Here is a 16,434-nt window from a genome sequence, read left to right as displayed (position 1 = left end):
TAAATACATATTTCAAACAAATGTTTGATATTTATTTTATAAGCCATAGATTAGAATTATTTATAGGTATATTAAATTGTGGTTTTATAATAATATTAAATCTTTTGTCATAGATAATCGATCCTTTTTTAAAGCCAAGTCCAATAAAAGGAAAATAGTTTTCCATTTTTACATTTATATCTTTTAATTTTTGATTGAAATCATCTACACTTTTAAAATTATATATATCGTTAAAAATCCATTTGCTAATTATATTACTTCCTGCTATTCCAAAAAGTGTATTAAATCCAATAGGAGTATCAACTCTTAATCCGCATATAGCTATATTAAATTCACCATTATTGATTTTATTGGAATAATCATTAAAATTAATTATTTGAAGATCAACTTGGAATTTGTTAGCTTCTAATATATCCTTTAAATAATATGCCAGACTTATTCTATATTTATTTTCTTGATTAACTAAAATAATAATCTTTTTTGGATTATACCAACTTATTTTAGGTTTATATTTTTTAGGTTTTAAATTGTTTTTTAAAAAGTATGGATGAATAGGATAATAGTTTTCTTCTAGTTGACCATAATATGAATCATTTAAAATTTTACTTATATCAATTAAAGAATAAACATTTTTTCTTATTTCAATTATATTAGTTGGATATTTTCTTTCATTAAATAAAATACACTCAAATATATTAGTTGTAAAATCAATATAGTTATAATAATTAGAGTCAAAGTTATATTTCCAATCACTATTTTCAGAAATTAATAAATCTGTTAGCTTTGAATTAAATAAATTTAATTCGCCTTTTAAATCTTTAACATATTTTACTTTAATAGTATTAATGTGTGGTTGGTTTTTATAATATAGATTATTTGAAGTTAGTATAAGCTCATCTTTTGGTTTAACAGAACTAACCATATATGGCCCAGTACCAAAAGGTATATATTCCTTTTCATAAATTCTGTTTTTATCAAACTTTATAATTGGAATATCTTGTAGAAGAAATAAGTTGTAATATGTAGAATTTTTAAATATGAACCTAATATTTAGATCATTTATAATGTATAATTCAATTAAGCTTTCTTTTATATTTTTATATAAATCATTATTTATATTTTTACTTAACATAAAACTTTGATAAACATCACTTGATTTTAGTCTTTGATTATTATTAAAAAACACATTATTTTTTAATTTTACATTAATTATCCTATAATTATCTGATATATCTATCTTGTCTGCAAGTATTGGTATTATTACTCCATTGTCAATTCTAAATAATGGCTCATAACAGAGCTCTAATAAATACTTTGTTTCTGCATTATTATTCAGTACAGGATTTAAAGTAATTGGCTCAACAATAGAAAGAAACAAATCGTTATTAATATTTCGCAAATTTAATGAATAATTTGTATTATAATTTATCTTATGTATTATTTGTGAGCTATTATATTTATTTTCATTTAAATTACTACAAGATGAAAAATTAATTGTTATAATAATTATCAAAATAATTAGGATAGATTGTTTTATAAATTTCATAGTTTCTTAATACACCTCTTAAAAATAATTTTGTTTCATTAAAAGGTATTTCAACATCTACTCCTTCTCTGTTCTTTATCCATTTATTAACATTAGATAACCCTGCATTATAAGCCATTATTGTATATTTAATATTACCATTATAATAATTTATTAAATAAGATAAATACCATGTTCCAAACATAATATTATAATCAGGATTAAACAACATTTCAGATCTAAAATTTTCTATATTTAATTTTTCTGATATCCAAAACGCAGTAGAATCTGTTATTTGCATAAGACCTTTTGCATTTTTTAATGAAATAGCTTTATTATTAAAGTTACTCTCTGATTTTATTACAGCACATACTAAATATGGATCAATATTATATTTTTTTGAATAGAAAAATATTTCCTGTTTAAATTTAATAGGATAAATATGCTTAAGGATATTAATATAAACAGGTTTTACAGACAAAAAAATAATAATTATTAATATTATTATAAATAATCTCTTTTTCATTATTCAGCCTCTTTCATTAATGTCAGATTAATTTGTGCATATAAATTTTCAATGGAATTATCATTTTTAATTATTACATCACAATAAAATTTTGTTTGTTCAATATATTCTTGCTTCTTTAATAAACTTCTAATAATCCTCTCTTCTAAATTATTTCTTTGTTTAATTCTCTCAATAATTATTTCTTTTTGCGAATCTATATACCACACATGCGTGCATAACTTATTTAATCCGGTCTGAAAAAGAATAGCAGCTTCAATTACTATGTTACCATCAATTGATTTTATCAATTCACTAACTTTTATATATATTTTTGGATGAGTTATTTTATTTAATAATTCAAAATTATTGTCATTAGAAAGAACAATATTTCGTAATACATTCCTATCAATCATATCATTATTTAATATCTTTGTTCCAAATGCTTCTATAAGCTGTTTTTTTAGACTTATATCGCTAATTAACATTTCATGATATACAGCATCTACATTAATATAGTAAAAGCCTAATGTTTCTAAATATTTTGAAACAAGAGATTTACCTGAACCAACTAACCCTGTAATACCTATTATTAGTTTATTTTGCTTCATACCAATTAACTCCTTCTTTGCAATCGACAATTAATGGTACCGATAATTGAGTTGCATTTTCCATGCTTGTTTTTATAATTTCTTTTACATTTTCTTTCTCTTCTATAGCTGCTTCAATCAATAGTTCATCATGAACTTGGAGAAGTAACCTTGACTTCAAATTATATTTTTCAAATTGCTTATAAATTTTAATCATAGCAAGTTTTATTATATCTGCTGCGGTCCCTTGTATAGGTGAGTTCATAGCAATTCTCTCAGAATATTGGCGTAGGTTTCTATTTGAAGAATTTATATCTTTTATATATCTTCTTCTGTTAAATAACGTAAGAACATATCCATTTTTCTTTGCAAAATCAATAGTAAAATCTAAGTATTCTTTAACTTTAGGATATCTATCAAAATATTTCTGAATATATTCATTTGCTTCTTTAACTGAAATTCCTAAATCTCTTGATAATCCAAAATCAGAAATACCATATACTATACCAAAATTAACAGCTTTTGCTTGAGACCTCATTAATGGTGTTACATTTTCTTTTTGAACACCAAATATTTCAGAAGCAGTTTGTAAATGAATATCTTCATTATTTATAAACGCTTTTATTAAATTCTCATCTTTTGATAAATGAGCTAATATTCTTAATTCAATTTGTGAATAATCAGCATCAATAAGAATAAACCCATCTTGTGGAACGAATACCTTTCTAATTAATTTTCCTTCTGGATATTTTATTGGTATATTTTGTAGATTAGGTTCAGTGCTAGAAAGCCTCCCTGTTGCAGTTCCTGTTTGAATAAAACTTGTATGGATTCTTGAACTTTTGTTATCAATAGAATTTCTTAAACCAATACAGTAAGTTGTATATATCTTATTAAACATTCTATAATCTAAAATGTCAGCAATAATTGGATGTTTATCAATAAGGTGTTCAAGAACTTCAGCATCAGTAGAATATCCAGTCTTAGTTTTTTTGATAACAGGCAGCTTCAAATTTTCAAACAAAATTGAAGCTAATTGTTTTGGTGAATTAATGTTAAATGTTTGTCCTGCTAAAGTAAAAATTTTATCTTCTAAATCTTTTATTTTATTTAAGATTTCATTTTCATATTCAAACAAACTCTTTTCATCCACCATTACACCTGTTTTTTCCATAATATATAATATATAAATTAGAGGCATTTCAATTTCTTTAAAAAGATAAAAACAGTTATATTCTATTAGTTGTTTTTCTAGTATATCTTTTAAGTTATTAAAATACAAAACAGCTTGATGATAATTTATATTTGTTAAGTCTATATTTAAGTATGTTAACAATATATTTTCTAAATCATATCCTTTTCTGTTTGAATCTAAAACATATGTTGCAATCATTAAATCAAAAATATTGCTCATTATTAATTGTTTATTATAATTAATCTTATGCAATATTTTTTTAAAATCAAAAGTAATTATATATTTTTTTATATCTGAGATAATTTTTTCAATTACATTAATATCTTTTGTAATGTATAATTTTTTCAAATCATATATATAAAAAATATCCTGTCTCTCATCAAACAATATTGAAAAACAATTAGAGTATTTAATAATATCCTGATCTGATAACTGTTCAGGAGTTTTTTCAGTTATTTTATTTTCTTCTTCATTTATTTTTATCTCCTTGTTTATTTTATCAATAAAGCTTTTAAATTCAAGAGATTTAAAAATATCATATAATTTCATATAATCCCAATTACTTATCCTTAATTGTTCTAATGAAATATTTATGGGTATATCTTTAATAATTGTTGCTAAATTTTTAGATAAATAAGCATCTTCTTTATTTTCTAAAAGCTTTTGCTTAACTGACCCACTAATATTATCAATATTTTTATAAATATTATCTAAATTACAATATTCTTCAATTAATTTTATAGCTGTTTTAGGTCCAATACCTTTTATACCTGGGATATTATCACTTTGGTCACCTACTAAAGCTTTGTAATCAATTACTTGATTTGAATGAACGCCAAACTTTTCTTTAATGTTATCAATTGTATATATATCATCAATGGTTTTATCAAATTTTGTTGTAATAATATTAACCGATATATTTTTATCAATTAATTGAAGTAAATCTCTATCACCAGTAAAAATGATTATTTTAATATCTTCATTTTTAAACTTATATGAAATAGAACCAATAATATCGTCAGCTTCGTATCCTTCAATCTCTATCATATTTATTTTCATAGCATTTAATATATCTTTTATATATGGAAGTTGAACACTTAATTCATCAGGCATTGGTTTTCTATTTGCTTTGTATTCTTCAAAACTTTCTTTCCGAAAAATTTTTTTTGAATCAAATGCAATACAAATATAATCTGGCTTTACATTTTCATAAATCTTAAAAAGTATATTTGTAAAACCATAAATAGCATTGGTAGGAATATTTGAACTTGTTGATAAAAATGGCACACCATAATAGCATCTGTAAATTAAACTATATCCATCAATGATAACAAGATTCATTATTAATCCCTCATTTCAAGTAAGAAAATAATTTCAAGTATTTTTACTATAATAATACCTTCATTACAAAATATTTCAAGCCATAGTAACAAACCATTGTCTATTAAGTAAGGCTTGAAACTATGGCTTATGATTATATTAACATAAAAGAAGAGACTTTTGAACAGGTTCATTATGAAGTTTTAAAAATTTTCAGATAAAATAACAATTACAATAGCATCTATTTCGTATCCACAGCCACCTTCAAATACTAATAAGCAAAATAATAAATAATCTACTTCTCAAAATGAACATTAATCAAATACAAATCTCCGATTAGGTTTTGGGAGAAGAATAAATAATATTAATCTTACTAATCAGACCAAGACAATACAAGTTACTAAAAATACAACAATATTAACAGTAACAAGAGAAAATAATCAAATGAAAGAAAAGAAGTTAACATTAAAAGATATAAAAGTAAATGATATTATTCATATATGGTATAATGACGAAAAAAAGGGAACTGTTTCAAGAATACAAGTATCTGGAACTTTTAAAACAAATTCAAAATAATAAATAAGATAAAAACTCCTTCTTGAATGTAAAGAAGGAGTTTAGTTATTAATTTAAGCTTTATCAAACATATCTTTTCCAACACCGCAAACTGGACAAACCCAATCATCTGGTAGATCCTCAAATTTTGTTCCCGGTGGAATATTGTTATCTGGATCTCCTTTTTCAGGGTCATATTCATACCCGCAAATAGTGCATACCCATTTTCCCATAATTCTTTTCTCCTTTCTGATCAAATGTTAAGTTTTACAAGTAAATAATACCACTAACATTTTATTTTTAAACATATTTTATATACCTATATCTTTTCTATAATATATATTATCATATTTAATTTTTGTAACTTGGCTATATACCTTTTCTCTTGCTAAGCTTAAAGATTCCCCTATAGCACAGATATTTAATACACGACCACCTGCAGTAATTATATTTTTATTTTCATCAAATTTAGTATTTGCATGATATAATATAACATCATCAGATAAGTATTCCATTCCTTCTATTTTATAACCTGTTTCATATTTATCTGGATAACCATTAGATGCCAATACTAAACAAAGTGAATTTTTAGAAGAAATATCAATATCAATAGATTTTAAATTACCCTCATATGCTTTAATCATTATTTCCAATAAATCACTATTTATTAAAGGCATAATGGCTTGTGTCTCTGGGTCTCCAAATCGAGCATTAAATTCTAATACTTTAGGACCATCTTGTGTTAATATCAAACCACCATATAAAACACCAACGAATGGACGTCCTTCTTTATTCATTGCATAAACTGTTTTTTCCATTATATTTTCTAAAATATATTCATATGTTTTTTTATCAACCATATTATTTGGAGAATAAGAACCCATGCCACCAGTATTAGGACCTTTATCTTGGTCAAATGCTTTTTTATAGTCCTTTGCTGTTGTTAATGGTACTATGTTTTTACCGTCAGATATTATAAAAAATGATGTTTCAAAACCTTCAAGATATTCTTCAATAACAATCTTACTTCCAGATTCACCAAATTTTTTATCAACCATTATTTCATTTATTGCACAAATTGCTTCATCTTCATTATAAGCTATATAAACACCTTTCCCTAATGCAAGCCCATCAGCTTTTATAACTATAGGATATCTATTTTTATTCTTTGTATATTGAATTGCATTGCTTGAGTTGTTGAAACATTCATAGCTTGCAGTAGGTATTAAATATTTTTTCATTAAATTCTTTGAAAATACCTTGCTACTTTCAATTTCCGAAGCCATTTTACTTGGTCCAAATGTTTTGATGCCTCTTGATTTTAAAAAGTCTACAATTCCATCAGCAAGTGGATTGTCAGGACCAACTATTACAAAATCAATGCTATTATATACACAAAAATCAGCAATTGCTTTAAAGTCATTGATTTTCATATCAATACATTTTGCTAATTGTGAAATACCAGCGTTTCCAGGAATACAATAAAGGTTTTTATAGCCATCTTTAAGTAACTTCCATATAATAGCATGTTCTCTTCCACCATTTCCGATTACTAATATTTCCATATTAAACACAACAGTTATCGCATTAAAAATAAATCAATAATGCGATAAAGTTATTTCCTCCTTTCATTATCTATAGCCATTAATGTTTGAAATGTCTAATTCCTGTAAACACCATAGCAATGTCAAATTTATTAGCTACTTCAATAGATTCATTATCTCTTATAGAACCACCCGGTTGAATTATAGCTGTAATTCCAGCTTTATTTGCTGCTTCTACATTATCGGAAAATGGGAAAAATGCATCAGAAGCTAAAACAGCTCCATTTAAATCAAACCTTGATCTTGAAATTGCATTTTCTGTTGACCAGATTCTATTAGTTTGTCCCATTCCAATCCCAAAAGTCATTTTATCTTTTGCAACTACAATAGCATTTGATTTAACATGCTTAACAACCTTCCAAGCAAATATTAAATCATCCATTTCTTTTTCTGTAGGCTTTCTGTTAGTTACATAACTTATATTATCAAGTAGTAGTTTGTTATCATTTTCTTGAACCAACAAACCTCCATTAACACTTTTTAATTCAGTAAAGCTGCTTTTTAAATTATCTAATGGTAATTGTAATAACCTTAAGTCCTTTTTCTTTGTTAAAATGTTTAGAGCCTCTTGTGTAAATTCAGGTGCTATAATTATTTCGAGAAAGATTTTATATAATTCTTGAGCTAATTTTTCATCAACAATTCTATTTAATGCAACAATACCTCCAAAAATAGATATTGGATCAGATTCATAAGCTTTTTTATATGCATTAAATATATTATCATCTGATGCAACAGCACAAGGATTTAAATGTTTAATTGCAACAGCAGTAGGCTCATTAAATTCTTTTATAAGCTCAATTGCACTATTTGCATCTAATATATTGTTATATGACAACTCTTTCCCATGAAGCTTTTTAGCATTTGCAATATTTTGTTTATCAGTTTGTGGTAGTGATAGTTTATAAAATGATGCTTTTTGATGTGGATTTTCGCCATACCTAAGATTAATATCCTTTTCAAATGGCATTGTAAAGTAATTAGGAAAATCTTCCATATTAGATTTTTGTTTAAAATAATTAAATATCATTGAATCATAATATGAAGTAAATTCAAATACTTTTGTTGCTAAATAAAGCCTTGTTTCATATGATACTTCTCCATTTATTTGTAACTGCTCAGTAACTAAATTGTAATCATCTGGATCAATTATAACAATTGTATGTTCAAAATTTTTTGCAGCAGCCCTTAACATTGTTGGACCACCAATATCTATATTTTCTATTGCATCAGAAAATGTATGATTTTCATTAAATATTGTTTGTTTAAATGGATATAAATTAACAACAACAATATCAATTGTATTTATATTAAGCTCTTGTAATGTTTTTATATGTTCTTGATTATTTTTGATTGCTAATATACCGGCATGAATCTTTGGATGTAATGTTTTTACTCTGCCATCTAATATTTCTGGAAAATCAGTTACATCTGAAATATTAATAACATCAATGCTATTATCCATAAGATATTTCATAGTACCACCAGTAGAGATTATCTCATATCCTAATTTAGTTATTTTATTTGCAAACTCAAGTATACCATTTTTATCATATACACTTATTAAACATCTTTTAGACATTTATATCCACCTCTTTTAAAATCTCTTTATCCTCAATAATTACTTTTCGTCCTTTTATTTTTATCTTATCTTTACATAACAACTTTAAAACAATGGGCAATATTACCCATTCTGCTTTTGTTAATACTTTTTGTTGTAGTGTTTCAGGAGTATCATTTTCATCAACATATATTGCTTTTTGTAGAATGATTGGTCCGCCATCTGGAGTCTTATCTACAAAATGCACAGTAGCACCAGTTATCTTGGCACCATATTCAATAACAGCTTTATGGACATTTAAGCCATACATCCCTTTACCACCAAATGAAGGAAGTAAAGATGGATGAATGTTTATTATTTTATTTTGAAATTGGTCAATAAATGTTTCTGAAAAAATATACAAAAATCCGGCTAATACTATAATATCAATAGATTTTTCCTTAAGTATCTTGATTAAATATTGTTCATATTCAATAATTGTTGAAAAATCATTTTTAGATATATATAAGGCTTCAATTCCATTATTTTCTGCTCTTTTTAATGCATAAGCATCCTTTTTATTTGATATGACAATCTCAATTTTACCATCAATTTGATTGTTATTTATATTATCAATAATAGCTTGAAGATTAGACCCATTACCAGATACAAATACAGCTAATTTTTTCATATTATTTCTACCTCATTTTGTCCTTCATTAACTTCTCCAATAATGTAAGCTTCATACCCATTATTATTTAGATTGAAAATTGTTTTTTCAGCATTACTTTCTGATACTGCAATGACCATACCGACACCCATATTAAATGTAGAAAACATTTCCTTCTCTTCTATATTCCCTTCTTGCATAACTAATTTAAATATTGGTAATACATCAATTGTTTCTTTTTTTATAACAGCTTTCATATTTTTAGGTAACATTCGTGGAATATTCTCATAAAATCCGCCACCTGTTATATGAGCTATACCATGAACATCTATACCTTCAGAAATTAATGAAAGAATTGCTTTTACGTATATTTTAGTTGGTTTTAATAACTCTTCTCCTAATGTTGTTCCTAAAGAGTCAATATATTTATTTAATACATTTGGATTATTGTCAACATTAAATACTTTTCTTATAAGTGAAAATCCATTACTATGAACTCCACTGGATTTTATAGCAATTAAAGCATCTTTAATTTTAATTTTAGAAGGATTTATTGCTTTATCTTTATGAACAATACCAACGCAAAACCCAGCTAAATCATATTCATTTTCTTTATAAAAACCAGGCATTTCAGCAGTTTCACCACCTATAAGCGAACAAGATGATTGTTTACATCCTTCTGAAATACCTTTTATTATATCTTGTAATTTTTCAGCCTTTAGCTTCCCACATGCAAAATAATCAAGAAAGAATAATGGTTTTGCACCTAATGAAACAACATCATTAACACACATAGCAACGCAATCAATACCAATTGTATCATGCTTATCCATAAGAAATGCAATCTTTAATTTTGTTCCTACACCATCTGTTCCAGAAACTAAAATATAATCACTTTCAAAATCATGTAAAGAATACATACTACCAAATGAACCAATATCAATTAATACATTTTTATCATAAGTTGATTTTGCTAAGTTTTTAATCTTTTCAACTGCCCTATATCCTTCATGAATATTAACACCTGCATCTTTATATGTTGTCATCTATCTGTCACCACCTTCCAATATAAACTTATTATATTCTTTTGGTACTTCTGTAACATACTTTCCTGTAAAACATGCTGTACAGTATTTCTCTATATCTCCATCAACAGCTTTATTTAATGAATCCATGCTTAAATATTTAAGGCTGTCAGCACCTAAAATTTTTGCAATTTCTGTTTCAGAATAATTTGCAGCAATTAACTGGTCTTTATTTGGAGTATCAATTCCGTAAAAGCATGGAAAAGATATAGGAGGCGAACTAATTCTAACATGTACCTCTTTGGCTCCAGCTTCTTTTAACATGTTAATAATCTTTCTACTTGTTGTACCTCTAACTATTGAATCATCAATTAATATGACTCTTTTATTTTTGATATTTTCTTTAATCACATTTAATTTTAATTTTACACCAATTTCTCTGTGTTCTTGATTAGGACTAATAAATGTTCTACCAACATATCTATTTTTAATAAAACCTTCGGAGTATTTTTTACCACATTCTTCAGCAAAACCTATTGCAGCAGTTGTTCCAGAATCAGGTACACCTATAATTACATCACAATCAACATAGCTTTCTTTGCAAAGGTATCTTCCTAAGTTTTTTCTAACTTCATAAACACTTTTATAATTAAAATAACTATCAGCACGAGCAAAATATATATATTCAAATATGCACAAGTTTGGTTTCGAATTATTATGTTTTATACTATTAATACCATTTTTTGTTATGGTTATAATTTCACCAGGCTCAACATCTCTGATATATTCAGCTCCAATTGTATCTAAAGCACATGTTTCAGAAGCTAAACAAAAACTATTCTTGTATTTACCTAATACTAATGGACGAATACCATTTGGGTCTCTAACACCTATTAGTTTATTTTGTGTCATAATAAGCAAAGAATATGACCCAATAATTATATCCATTGTTTTTAATATTGCTTCTTCAATATTAGAACTCCAAATCCTGTTTTGAGAAATAAGACTTGCAATAACTTCTGTATCAATACCAGTTTGAAAAATGGCACCTTGTTGTTCCATTTTATCTCTTAATTCATACGCATTAACCAAATTACCATTGTGAGCCAGTGTCATATTCCCTTTCCTATATCTAATCACAAGAGGCTGAGCATTTTCACGTGCAGAACTACCTGTTGTAGAATATCTAACATGACCTATTGCAGAAGTGCCTTTCAAGTGATTTAATGTAACCTCATCAAAAACCTCATTTACCAAACCATTGTCTTTATGGTATATAATTGTTCCATTATCATTTACAGCAATACCACTACTCTCTTGCCCTCTGTGTTGAAGTGCATAAAGTGCATAATAAGTTAATCTGGCAACATCAATACTATTATTGCTAAAAATACCAAATACTCCACAATGGTCTTTAAATTCTTCCTCTAACTCTTTAATGCACATGGTATTGCCTCCTGATATATTTCTAATAACTCATTTAAATTTAGTTGAATCATATTATTATTAATTTTAATATTTGATACAAAGTTATTAGTTACATTACCAATAATTGTTATATCGTCTTTCCCAATTATATTAATTATCTTTTCAATATTTTTACTATTAAATGAAACTAAAAATCTCCCTGGGGTTTCACTAAATAAATAAAAATCTTCCCTTATATTAGTTTTTATCTCTATATTAAATCCTTTTTTACCTCTAAATGAGCTTTCTAATAAAGCAGTTATTAAACCACCATCACTAATATCGTGAACAGAATTAAACATTCCTTGGTTAATACAACTTAAAATCCTATCACATCTATCAATATGTTTTTTAATATCGATATCTGGCAAATTACCAGTTACTTTACCATAGATATAGTCTAAATATTCTGAACCACCCAAGTCAAGATTTGTTGAACCAATAATAGCAATATAATCATCATTTTCTTTAAAAGCAATATCACAGCTTTTATAATAATCATCAATTAAACCAATCATTCCAACTACTGGTGTTGGATAAATTGGCCCTTCTTCAGTTTGATTATAGAATGAAACATTACCGCCAGTAACAGGAATATTATATTGGATACATGCATCTTTTAGTCCTTCAATGGCCTGTGTAAATTGATAATAAACCTCTGGATTTAATGGACTGCCAAAATTTAATCCATCAGTTATTGCTAATGGTTTAGCACCTGTTGCAATAATATTACTATAAGCCTCTGCAAATACTAATATTGTTCCTTTATATGGATCTAAATAGCAATATCTACCATTACTATCTATTGTAACGGCAATACCTTTTTTTGTTCCTTTGATTCTAATCAAAGATGCATCAGCACCTGGTTTTATTAATGTATCTGTTCTTACCATATAGTCATACTGCTTATAAATATATTCCTTGCTTGCTAAATTATTATTACTAACCATTTTTTTAATGATACTTGTAATATCATCAGGCATTCCTAATTTTGTTATATCGAAATTTTTTGCTTCTTCAACAATTTGAGGTTTAATTTTTGGTCTATCATATACTGGTGGTTCAGCTAAAGCTTCTGCTGGTACTTCAGCTACTATTTTACCATTTTCTAATACTCTTAACATACCATCATCAGTAACCTTACCTATTTGAACAGCATTTAGACCCCATTTTTTATATATATTTTTTACTATATCTTCACAGCCCTTTTTAACAATTACAAGCATTCTCTCTTGTGACTCAGAAAGCATTATTTCAATAGGATTCATTCCTTCTTCTCTTTTTGGAACTAATGCAACATCAATTTCAATTCCTGTACCCGCTCTTGCAGCAGTTTCACAAGTTGAAGATGTAAGCCCTGCAGCTCCCATATCTTGTATTCCAACAACCGAACCAGTTTCAAAAAGTTCAAGACATGCTTCTAAAAGAAGTTTTTCCATAAATGGGTCCCCTACCTGCACTGCTGAGCGTTTTTCTTCTGATTCTTGAGTTAAATCAGCAGAGGCAAAAGTAGCACCCCCCATACCATCTCTACCAGTTGTATGCCCAACATAAAATACAGGATTACCAATACCTTCAGCTTTACCTTTAAATATTTTATTGTGTTCAACAACACCAACACACATAACATTAACTAAGATGTTATTTTTATATGAATCATCAAAGGTTGTTTCGCCACCAACTGTTGGTATACCTATACAATTACCATAAAAAGATATACCTGATACAACACCTTCTAAAAGATATTTACTTTTTTGACTATTTAATTTTCCAAATTTTAATGAATCAAGTATTGCTACAGGTCTTGCTCCCATGGTGAAGATATCTCTTATTATACCACCAACACCAGTTGCTGCTCCCTCAAATGGTTCAACAGCTGATGGATGATTATGACTTTCAACTTTAAAACAAACAGCTAAATTATCTCCTATATTAACAATACCTGCATTTTCACCAGGTCCTTGCAAGATATGTTCGCCTTGCGTTGGGAGCATTTTTAAATACTTTTTAGAGTTTTTATAACCACAATGCTCTGACCACATTACACCAAATAAATTTAATTCAAGTAAATTTGGCTCTCGTCCTAATATTTCAATAATTTTTTGATATTCTTCATAAGTTAATCCAACTTCTTCATATAATTTTTTCAAAACAATCACCTCGATAGGTAATATTTTACTATACTATTAAAAATTCTTCTTCCATCATCGCATCCAAGAATACTTTCGCTACTTCTTTCAGGATGAGGCATAAGACCAAATACATTAAAATCTTTATTACATATTCCTGCAATATTAAGAATAGAACCATTTGGATTTGTTTTTTCAGATATATTGCCATTTTTATCACAATATTGTAATATTATTTGATTATTATCAATAAGTTGTTGTAATTGAATTTCTTCAATATAATAGTTTCCTTCTCCATGAGCAATTGGTAAATTTATTATTTCATCTTTTGAATAAAGATTTGTCCAAGGCGTTTGATTATTCACTACCTTTACATACTGATCACTACAAATAAACTTCAAATTTTTATTTTTAATTAACGCTCCAGGAAGCAAATGACTTTCTGTTAGAATTTGAAAGCCGTTACAAATACCTATAACGTAACCACCATTATATGCGAATTCTTCTATTTTACTCATAACATTTGAAAATCTTGCTATTGCTCCTGCCCTCAAATAATCCCCATACGAAAAGCCGCCAGGTAATATAATACAGTCAAAATTTGATAAATCCTTATTTTCTTGATGCCATATATATTCAACCTCTTGTTCAATTACATCCTTAATCACATGAAAGCAATCAGTATCACAGTTAGAGCCAGGAAATACAACAACACCAAATTTCATTATTTACTTACCTCCAAGATTTCAAAAGAGTATTCTTCCATTATTGGATTTGTTAGTAGTTTCCTGCACATTTCATCAATTTTATTTTTGACTATTTCAATTTCTGTTTCATTTATATATACTTCAATATACTTACCTATTCTTACTTTTTCAACAGTATCAAACCCTAAATTCTGAAGTGAATTTTGAACAGCAATTCCTGCTGGGTCTGAGATAGATTTTTTTAAAGTTATATTAATATTAGCTTTGAACATAATAAATAACACCTCTTTTCCATATTTTAAAGGCCTAATCTTTTTAAAACCTCGTTATATGCTTGTTCGACATTTCCTAAATCTCTTCTAAATCTATCTTTATCTAATTTTTCTCTTGTTTTGATATCCCAAAATCTACATGTATCAGGAGATATTTCATCTGATAATAATATATCGCCTTGAAATCTTCCAAATTCAAGTTTAAAATCAATCAAATCAATATTTACTTCTTTTAAATATTCTCGTAAAATTTTATTTACTTTAAATGATATTTCACTTATTTTCCTTACTTCTTCTTCAGTAGCCAAATCAAGAGCATAAATATGATATTCATTTATTTGTGGATCATGGAGTTCATCATTTTTATAACAAAATTCTAAAACAGGTCTTTTTAAAATTACCCCCTCTTCTAATCCTAATCTTTTTGAAAGTGAACCAGCTGCTATATTTCTCACAATAACTTCAATAGGGATAATTTTAACACTTCTTACAGCTGTTTTTCTATCATCAATTTCTTCTATATAATGTGTTTTAATACCATTTTTTTCGAGCAGTCTAAAGAAATGATTTGAAACTTTATTATTTATAACACCTTTACCAATTATTGTTCCTTTTTTTGCACCATCAAAAGCAGTAGCATCATCTTTGTATTCTATAATGTATACATCTTCAAGATTGCTCTTATAAACCTTTTTTGCTTTACCTTCATAAAGAAAATCTTTTATTTCATATTTCATATATGTTTCGCCTCCTCAGAAATCTTTTTGTCTTGCTCTAACACTTCATTTTTCATTCTATCTACATATTTTGAAAGCTTATTTGATAATTCATTATATTTAATTGATAATATTCTGATAGCAAGTAGAATTGCATTATCTATTCCATCGATTGAAACAGTTGCTACAGGAATCCCTTTTGGCATTTGAACAATTGATAAAAGTGCATCCATACCATCTAATGTTGATGATTTGATGGGGACACCTATTACAGGTAAAAGAGTATTTGATGCAAGAACACCAGGAAGATGTGCTGCTTTTCCAGCAGCTGCTATTATAACCTCATATCCATTTTTTTCAGCGTTTTTTGCAAACTCTACAGCTTGTTCTGGCGTTCTATGAGCTGATAAAACTCTGACATCATATTCAAGATTAAATTCTTTCAAAAGTTTAATACCATTAGTAATTAATGGGAAATCAGAAGATGAACCAATTACTATAGCTATTTTAGACATTTTAATACCTCCAATTTCAAAATAAAATATAAATATAATTTGTTGTTTTATTTATGAAAATGAGGCTGAACCATTATAGCTGGACAGCCTCACATTATT

The 16,434-nt window shown here is 26.9% G+C and carries 16 protein-coding genes; 1 reads left to right on the top strand and 15 read right to left on the bottom strand.

The genetic code is table 11. The annotated features are described in order from the left end of the window. Positions 1-31 precede the first annotated feature (31 nt). Genes ACAG39_01515 through polA form a run of 4 tightly spaced genes read right to left on the bottom strand, consistent with a single transcriptional unit; the run spans position 32 to position 5,156 of the window. Positions 32-1,546, bottom strand: coding sequence for an ABC transporter substrate-binding protein (locus ACAG39_01515; protein ID MEZ0535906.1), 1,515 nt, complete (start codon positions 1,544-1,546; stop codon positions 32-34). Further along, complete coding sequence (locus ACAG39_01510; protein ID MEZ0535905.1) at positions 1,491-2,051, bottom strand: lytic transglycosylase domain-containing protein; 561 nt, start codon at positions 2,049-2,051, stop codon at positions 1,491-1,493. The genes ACAG39_01515 and ACAG39_01510 overlap by 56 nt, the downstream gene beginning before the upstream one ends. Beyond that, on the bottom strand, positions 2,051-2,641 hold the full coding sequence (gene coaE / locus ACAG39_01505; GenBank protein MEZ0535904.1) for a dephospho-CoA kinase: 591 nt from the start codon (positions 2,639-2,641) through the stop codon (positions 2,051-2,053). Before coaE ends, ACAG39_01510 begins: the two co-directional genes overlap by 1 nt. Then, positions 2,628-5,156, bottom strand: coding sequence for a DNA polymerase I (polA, locus tag ACAG39_01500; protein MEZ0535903.1), 2,529 nt, complete (start codon positions 5,154-5,156; stop codon positions 2,628-2,630). Before polA ends, coaE begins: the two co-directional genes overlap by 14 nt. Before the next feature lie 423 nt (positions 5,157-5,579). Here polA and ACAG39_01495 point away from each other — a divergent pair, with 423 nt between their 5' ends. Further along, positions 5,580-5,711: a hypothetical protein gene (locus tag ACAG39_01495; GenBank protein ID MEZ0535902.1), complete on the top strand. Its 132-nt coding sequence runs from the start codon at positions 5,580-5,582 to the stop codon at positions 5,709-5,711. A 53-nt stretch (positions 5,712-5,764) separates the two neighbouring features. Here the strand turns inward: ACAG39_01495 and rd are convergent, their stop codons facing one another. The 11 genes from rd to purE all read right to left on the bottom strand — a co-directional run bounded on the left by rd (position 5,765) and on the right by purE (position 16,335). Then, entirely contained in the window at positions 5,765-5,923 is a 159-nt protein-coding gene (gene rd, locus ACAG39_01490; protein MEZ0535901.1) for a rubredoxin, read from the bottom strand. Positions 5,924-6,001: 78 nt separating this feature from the next. After that, positions 6,002-7,255 (bottom strand): phosphoribosylamine--glycine ligase, encoded by a 1,254-nt coding sequence (gene purD, locus ACAG39_01485; GenBank protein ID MEZ0535900.1) that lies wholly within the window; start codon positions 7,253-7,255, stop codon positions 6,002-6,004. A 79-nt stretch (positions 7,256-7,334) separates the two neighbouring features. Then, positions 7,335-8,876, bottom strand: coding sequence for a bifunctional phosphoribosylaminoimidazolecarboxamide formyltransferase/IMP cyclohydrolase (gene purH, locus ACAG39_01480; protein MEZ0535899.1), 1,542 nt, complete (start codon positions 8,874-8,876; stop codon positions 7,335-7,337). Beyond that, positions 8,869-9,525, bottom strand: coding sequence for a phosphoribosylglycinamide formyltransferase (gene purN, locus ACAG39_01475; GenBank protein MEZ0535898.1), 657 nt, complete (start codon positions 9,523-9,525; stop codon positions 8,869-8,871). The genes purH and purN overlap by 8 nt, the downstream gene beginning before the upstream one ends. Then, a complete protein-coding gene (gene purM / locus ACAG39_01470; GenBank protein ID MEZ0535897.1) occupies positions 9,522-10,550 on the bottom strand; it encodes a phosphoribosylformylglycinamidine cyclo-ligase in 1,029 nt (342 codons plus the stop codon). Before purM ends, purN begins: the two co-directional genes overlap by 4 nt. Further along, positions 10,551-11,975 carry an amidophosphoribosyltransferase gene (purF, locus tag ACAG39_01465; GenBank protein ID MEZ0535896.1) on the bottom strand — a complete coding sequence of 475 codons (1,425 nt, stop codon included), beginning with the start codon at positions 11,973-11,975 and terminating at the stop codon, positions 10,551-10,553. Then, positions 11,957-14,146: a phosphoribosylformylglycinamidine synthase subunit PurL gene (gene purL, locus ACAG39_01460; protein MEZ0535895.1), complete on the bottom strand. Its 2,190-nt coding sequence runs from the start codon at positions 14,144-14,146 to the stop codon at positions 11,957-11,959. The genes purF and purL overlap by 19 nt, the downstream gene beginning before the upstream one ends. Positions 14,147-14,151: 5 nt before the next feature. Next, complete coding sequence (gene purQ, locus ACAG39_01455; protein MEZ0535894.1) at positions 14,152-14,850, bottom strand: phosphoribosylformylglycinamidine synthase subunit PurQ; 699 nt, start codon at positions 14,848-14,850, stop codon at positions 14,152-14,154. After that, positions 14,850-15,104 carry a phosphoribosylformylglycinamidine synthase subunit PurS gene (gene purS, locus ACAG39_01450; protein MEZ0535893.1) on the bottom strand — a complete coding sequence of 85 codons (255 nt, stop codon included), beginning with the start codon at positions 15,102-15,104 and terminating at the stop codon, positions 14,850-14,852. Before purS ends, purQ begins: the two co-directional genes overlap by 1 nt. A gap of 26 nt (positions 15,105-15,130) precedes the next feature. Continuing rightward, on the bottom strand, positions 15,131-15,841 hold the full coding sequence (gene purC / locus ACAG39_01445) for a phosphoribosylaminoimidazolesuccinocarboxamide synthase (protein ID MEZ0535892.1): 711 nt from the start codon (positions 15,839-15,841) through the stop codon (positions 15,131-15,133). Continuing rightward, positions 15,838-16,335, bottom strand: coding sequence for a 5-(carboxyamino)imidazole ribonucleotide mutase (gene purE, locus ACAG39_01440; protein MEZ0535891.1), 498 nt, complete (start codon positions 16,333-16,335; stop codon positions 15,838-15,840). The genes purC and purE overlap by 4 nt, the downstream gene beginning before the upstream one ends. Positions 16,336-16,434 lie beyond the last annotated feature (99 nt).

It is taken from the genome of Caldicellulosiruptoraceae bacterium PP1 (genome assembly GCA_041320695.1).
GTDB lineage: Bacteria > Bacillota > Thermoanaerobacteria > Caldicellulosiruptorales > Caldicellulosiruptoraceae > JBGGOQ01.
Note: the sequence above shows the minus strand (reverse complement) of the source record. Positions and strands in the feature narration are given on the sequence as shown.

Excerpts from the sequence above, each read along its gene's own strand:
- ACAG39_01515 (MEZ0535906.1), bottom strand. The coding sequence starts at position 1,546 with ATGAAATTTATAAAACAATCTATCCTAATTATTTTGATAATTATTATA.
- ACAG39_01510 (MEZ0535905.1), bottom strand. The coding sequence starts at position 2,051 with ATGAAAAAGAGATTATTTATAATAATATTAATAATTATTATTTTTTTG.
- coaE (MEZ0535904.1), bottom strand. The coding sequence starts at position 2,641 with ATGAAGCAAAATAAACTAATAATAGGTATTACAGGGTTAGTTGGTTCA.
- polA (MEZ0535903.1), bottom strand. The coding sequence starts at position 5,156 with ATGAATCTTGTTATCATTGATGGATATAGTTTAATTTACAGATGCTAT.
- ACAG39_01495 (MEZ0535902.1), top strand. The coding sequence starts at position 5,580 with ATGAAAGAAAAGAAGTTAACATTAAAAGATATAAAAGTAAATGATATT.
- rd (MEZ0535901.1), bottom strand. The coding sequence starts at position 5,923 with ATGGGAAAATGGGTATGCACTATTTGCGGGTATGAATATGACCCTGAA.
- purD (MEZ0535900.1), bottom strand. The coding sequence starts at position 7,255 with ATGGAAATATTAGTAATCGGAAATGGTGGAAGAGAACATGCTATTATA.
- purH (MEZ0535899.1), bottom strand. The coding sequence starts at position 8,876 with ATGTCTAAAAGATGTTTAATAAGTGTATATGATAAAAATGGTATACTT.
- purN (MEZ0535898.1), bottom strand. The coding sequence starts at position 9,525 with ATGAAAAAATTAGCTGTATTTGTATCTGGTAATGGGTCTAATCTTCAA.
- purM (MEZ0535897.1), bottom strand. The coding sequence starts at position 10,550 with ATGACAACATATAAAGATGCAGGTGTTAATATTCATGAAGGATATAGG.
- purF (MEZ0535896.1), bottom strand. The coding sequence starts at position 11,975 with ATGTGCATTAAAGAGTTAGAGGAAGAATTTAAAGACCATTGTGGAGTA.
- purQ (MEZ0535894.1), bottom strand. The coding sequence starts at position 14,850 with ATGAAATTTGGTGTTGTTGTATTTCCTGGCTCTAACTGTGATACTGAT.
- purS (MEZ0535893.1), bottom strand. The coding sequence starts at position 15,104 with ATGTTCAAAGCTAATATTAATATAACTTTAAAAAAATCTATCTCAGAC.
- purC (MEZ0535892.1), bottom strand. The coding sequence starts at position 15,841 with ATGAAATATGAAATAAAAGATTTTCTTTATGAAGGTAAAGCAAAAAAG.
- purE (MEZ0535891.1), bottom strand. The coding sequence starts at position 16,335 with ATGTCTAAAATAGCTATAGTAATTGGTTCATCTTCTGATTTCCCATTA.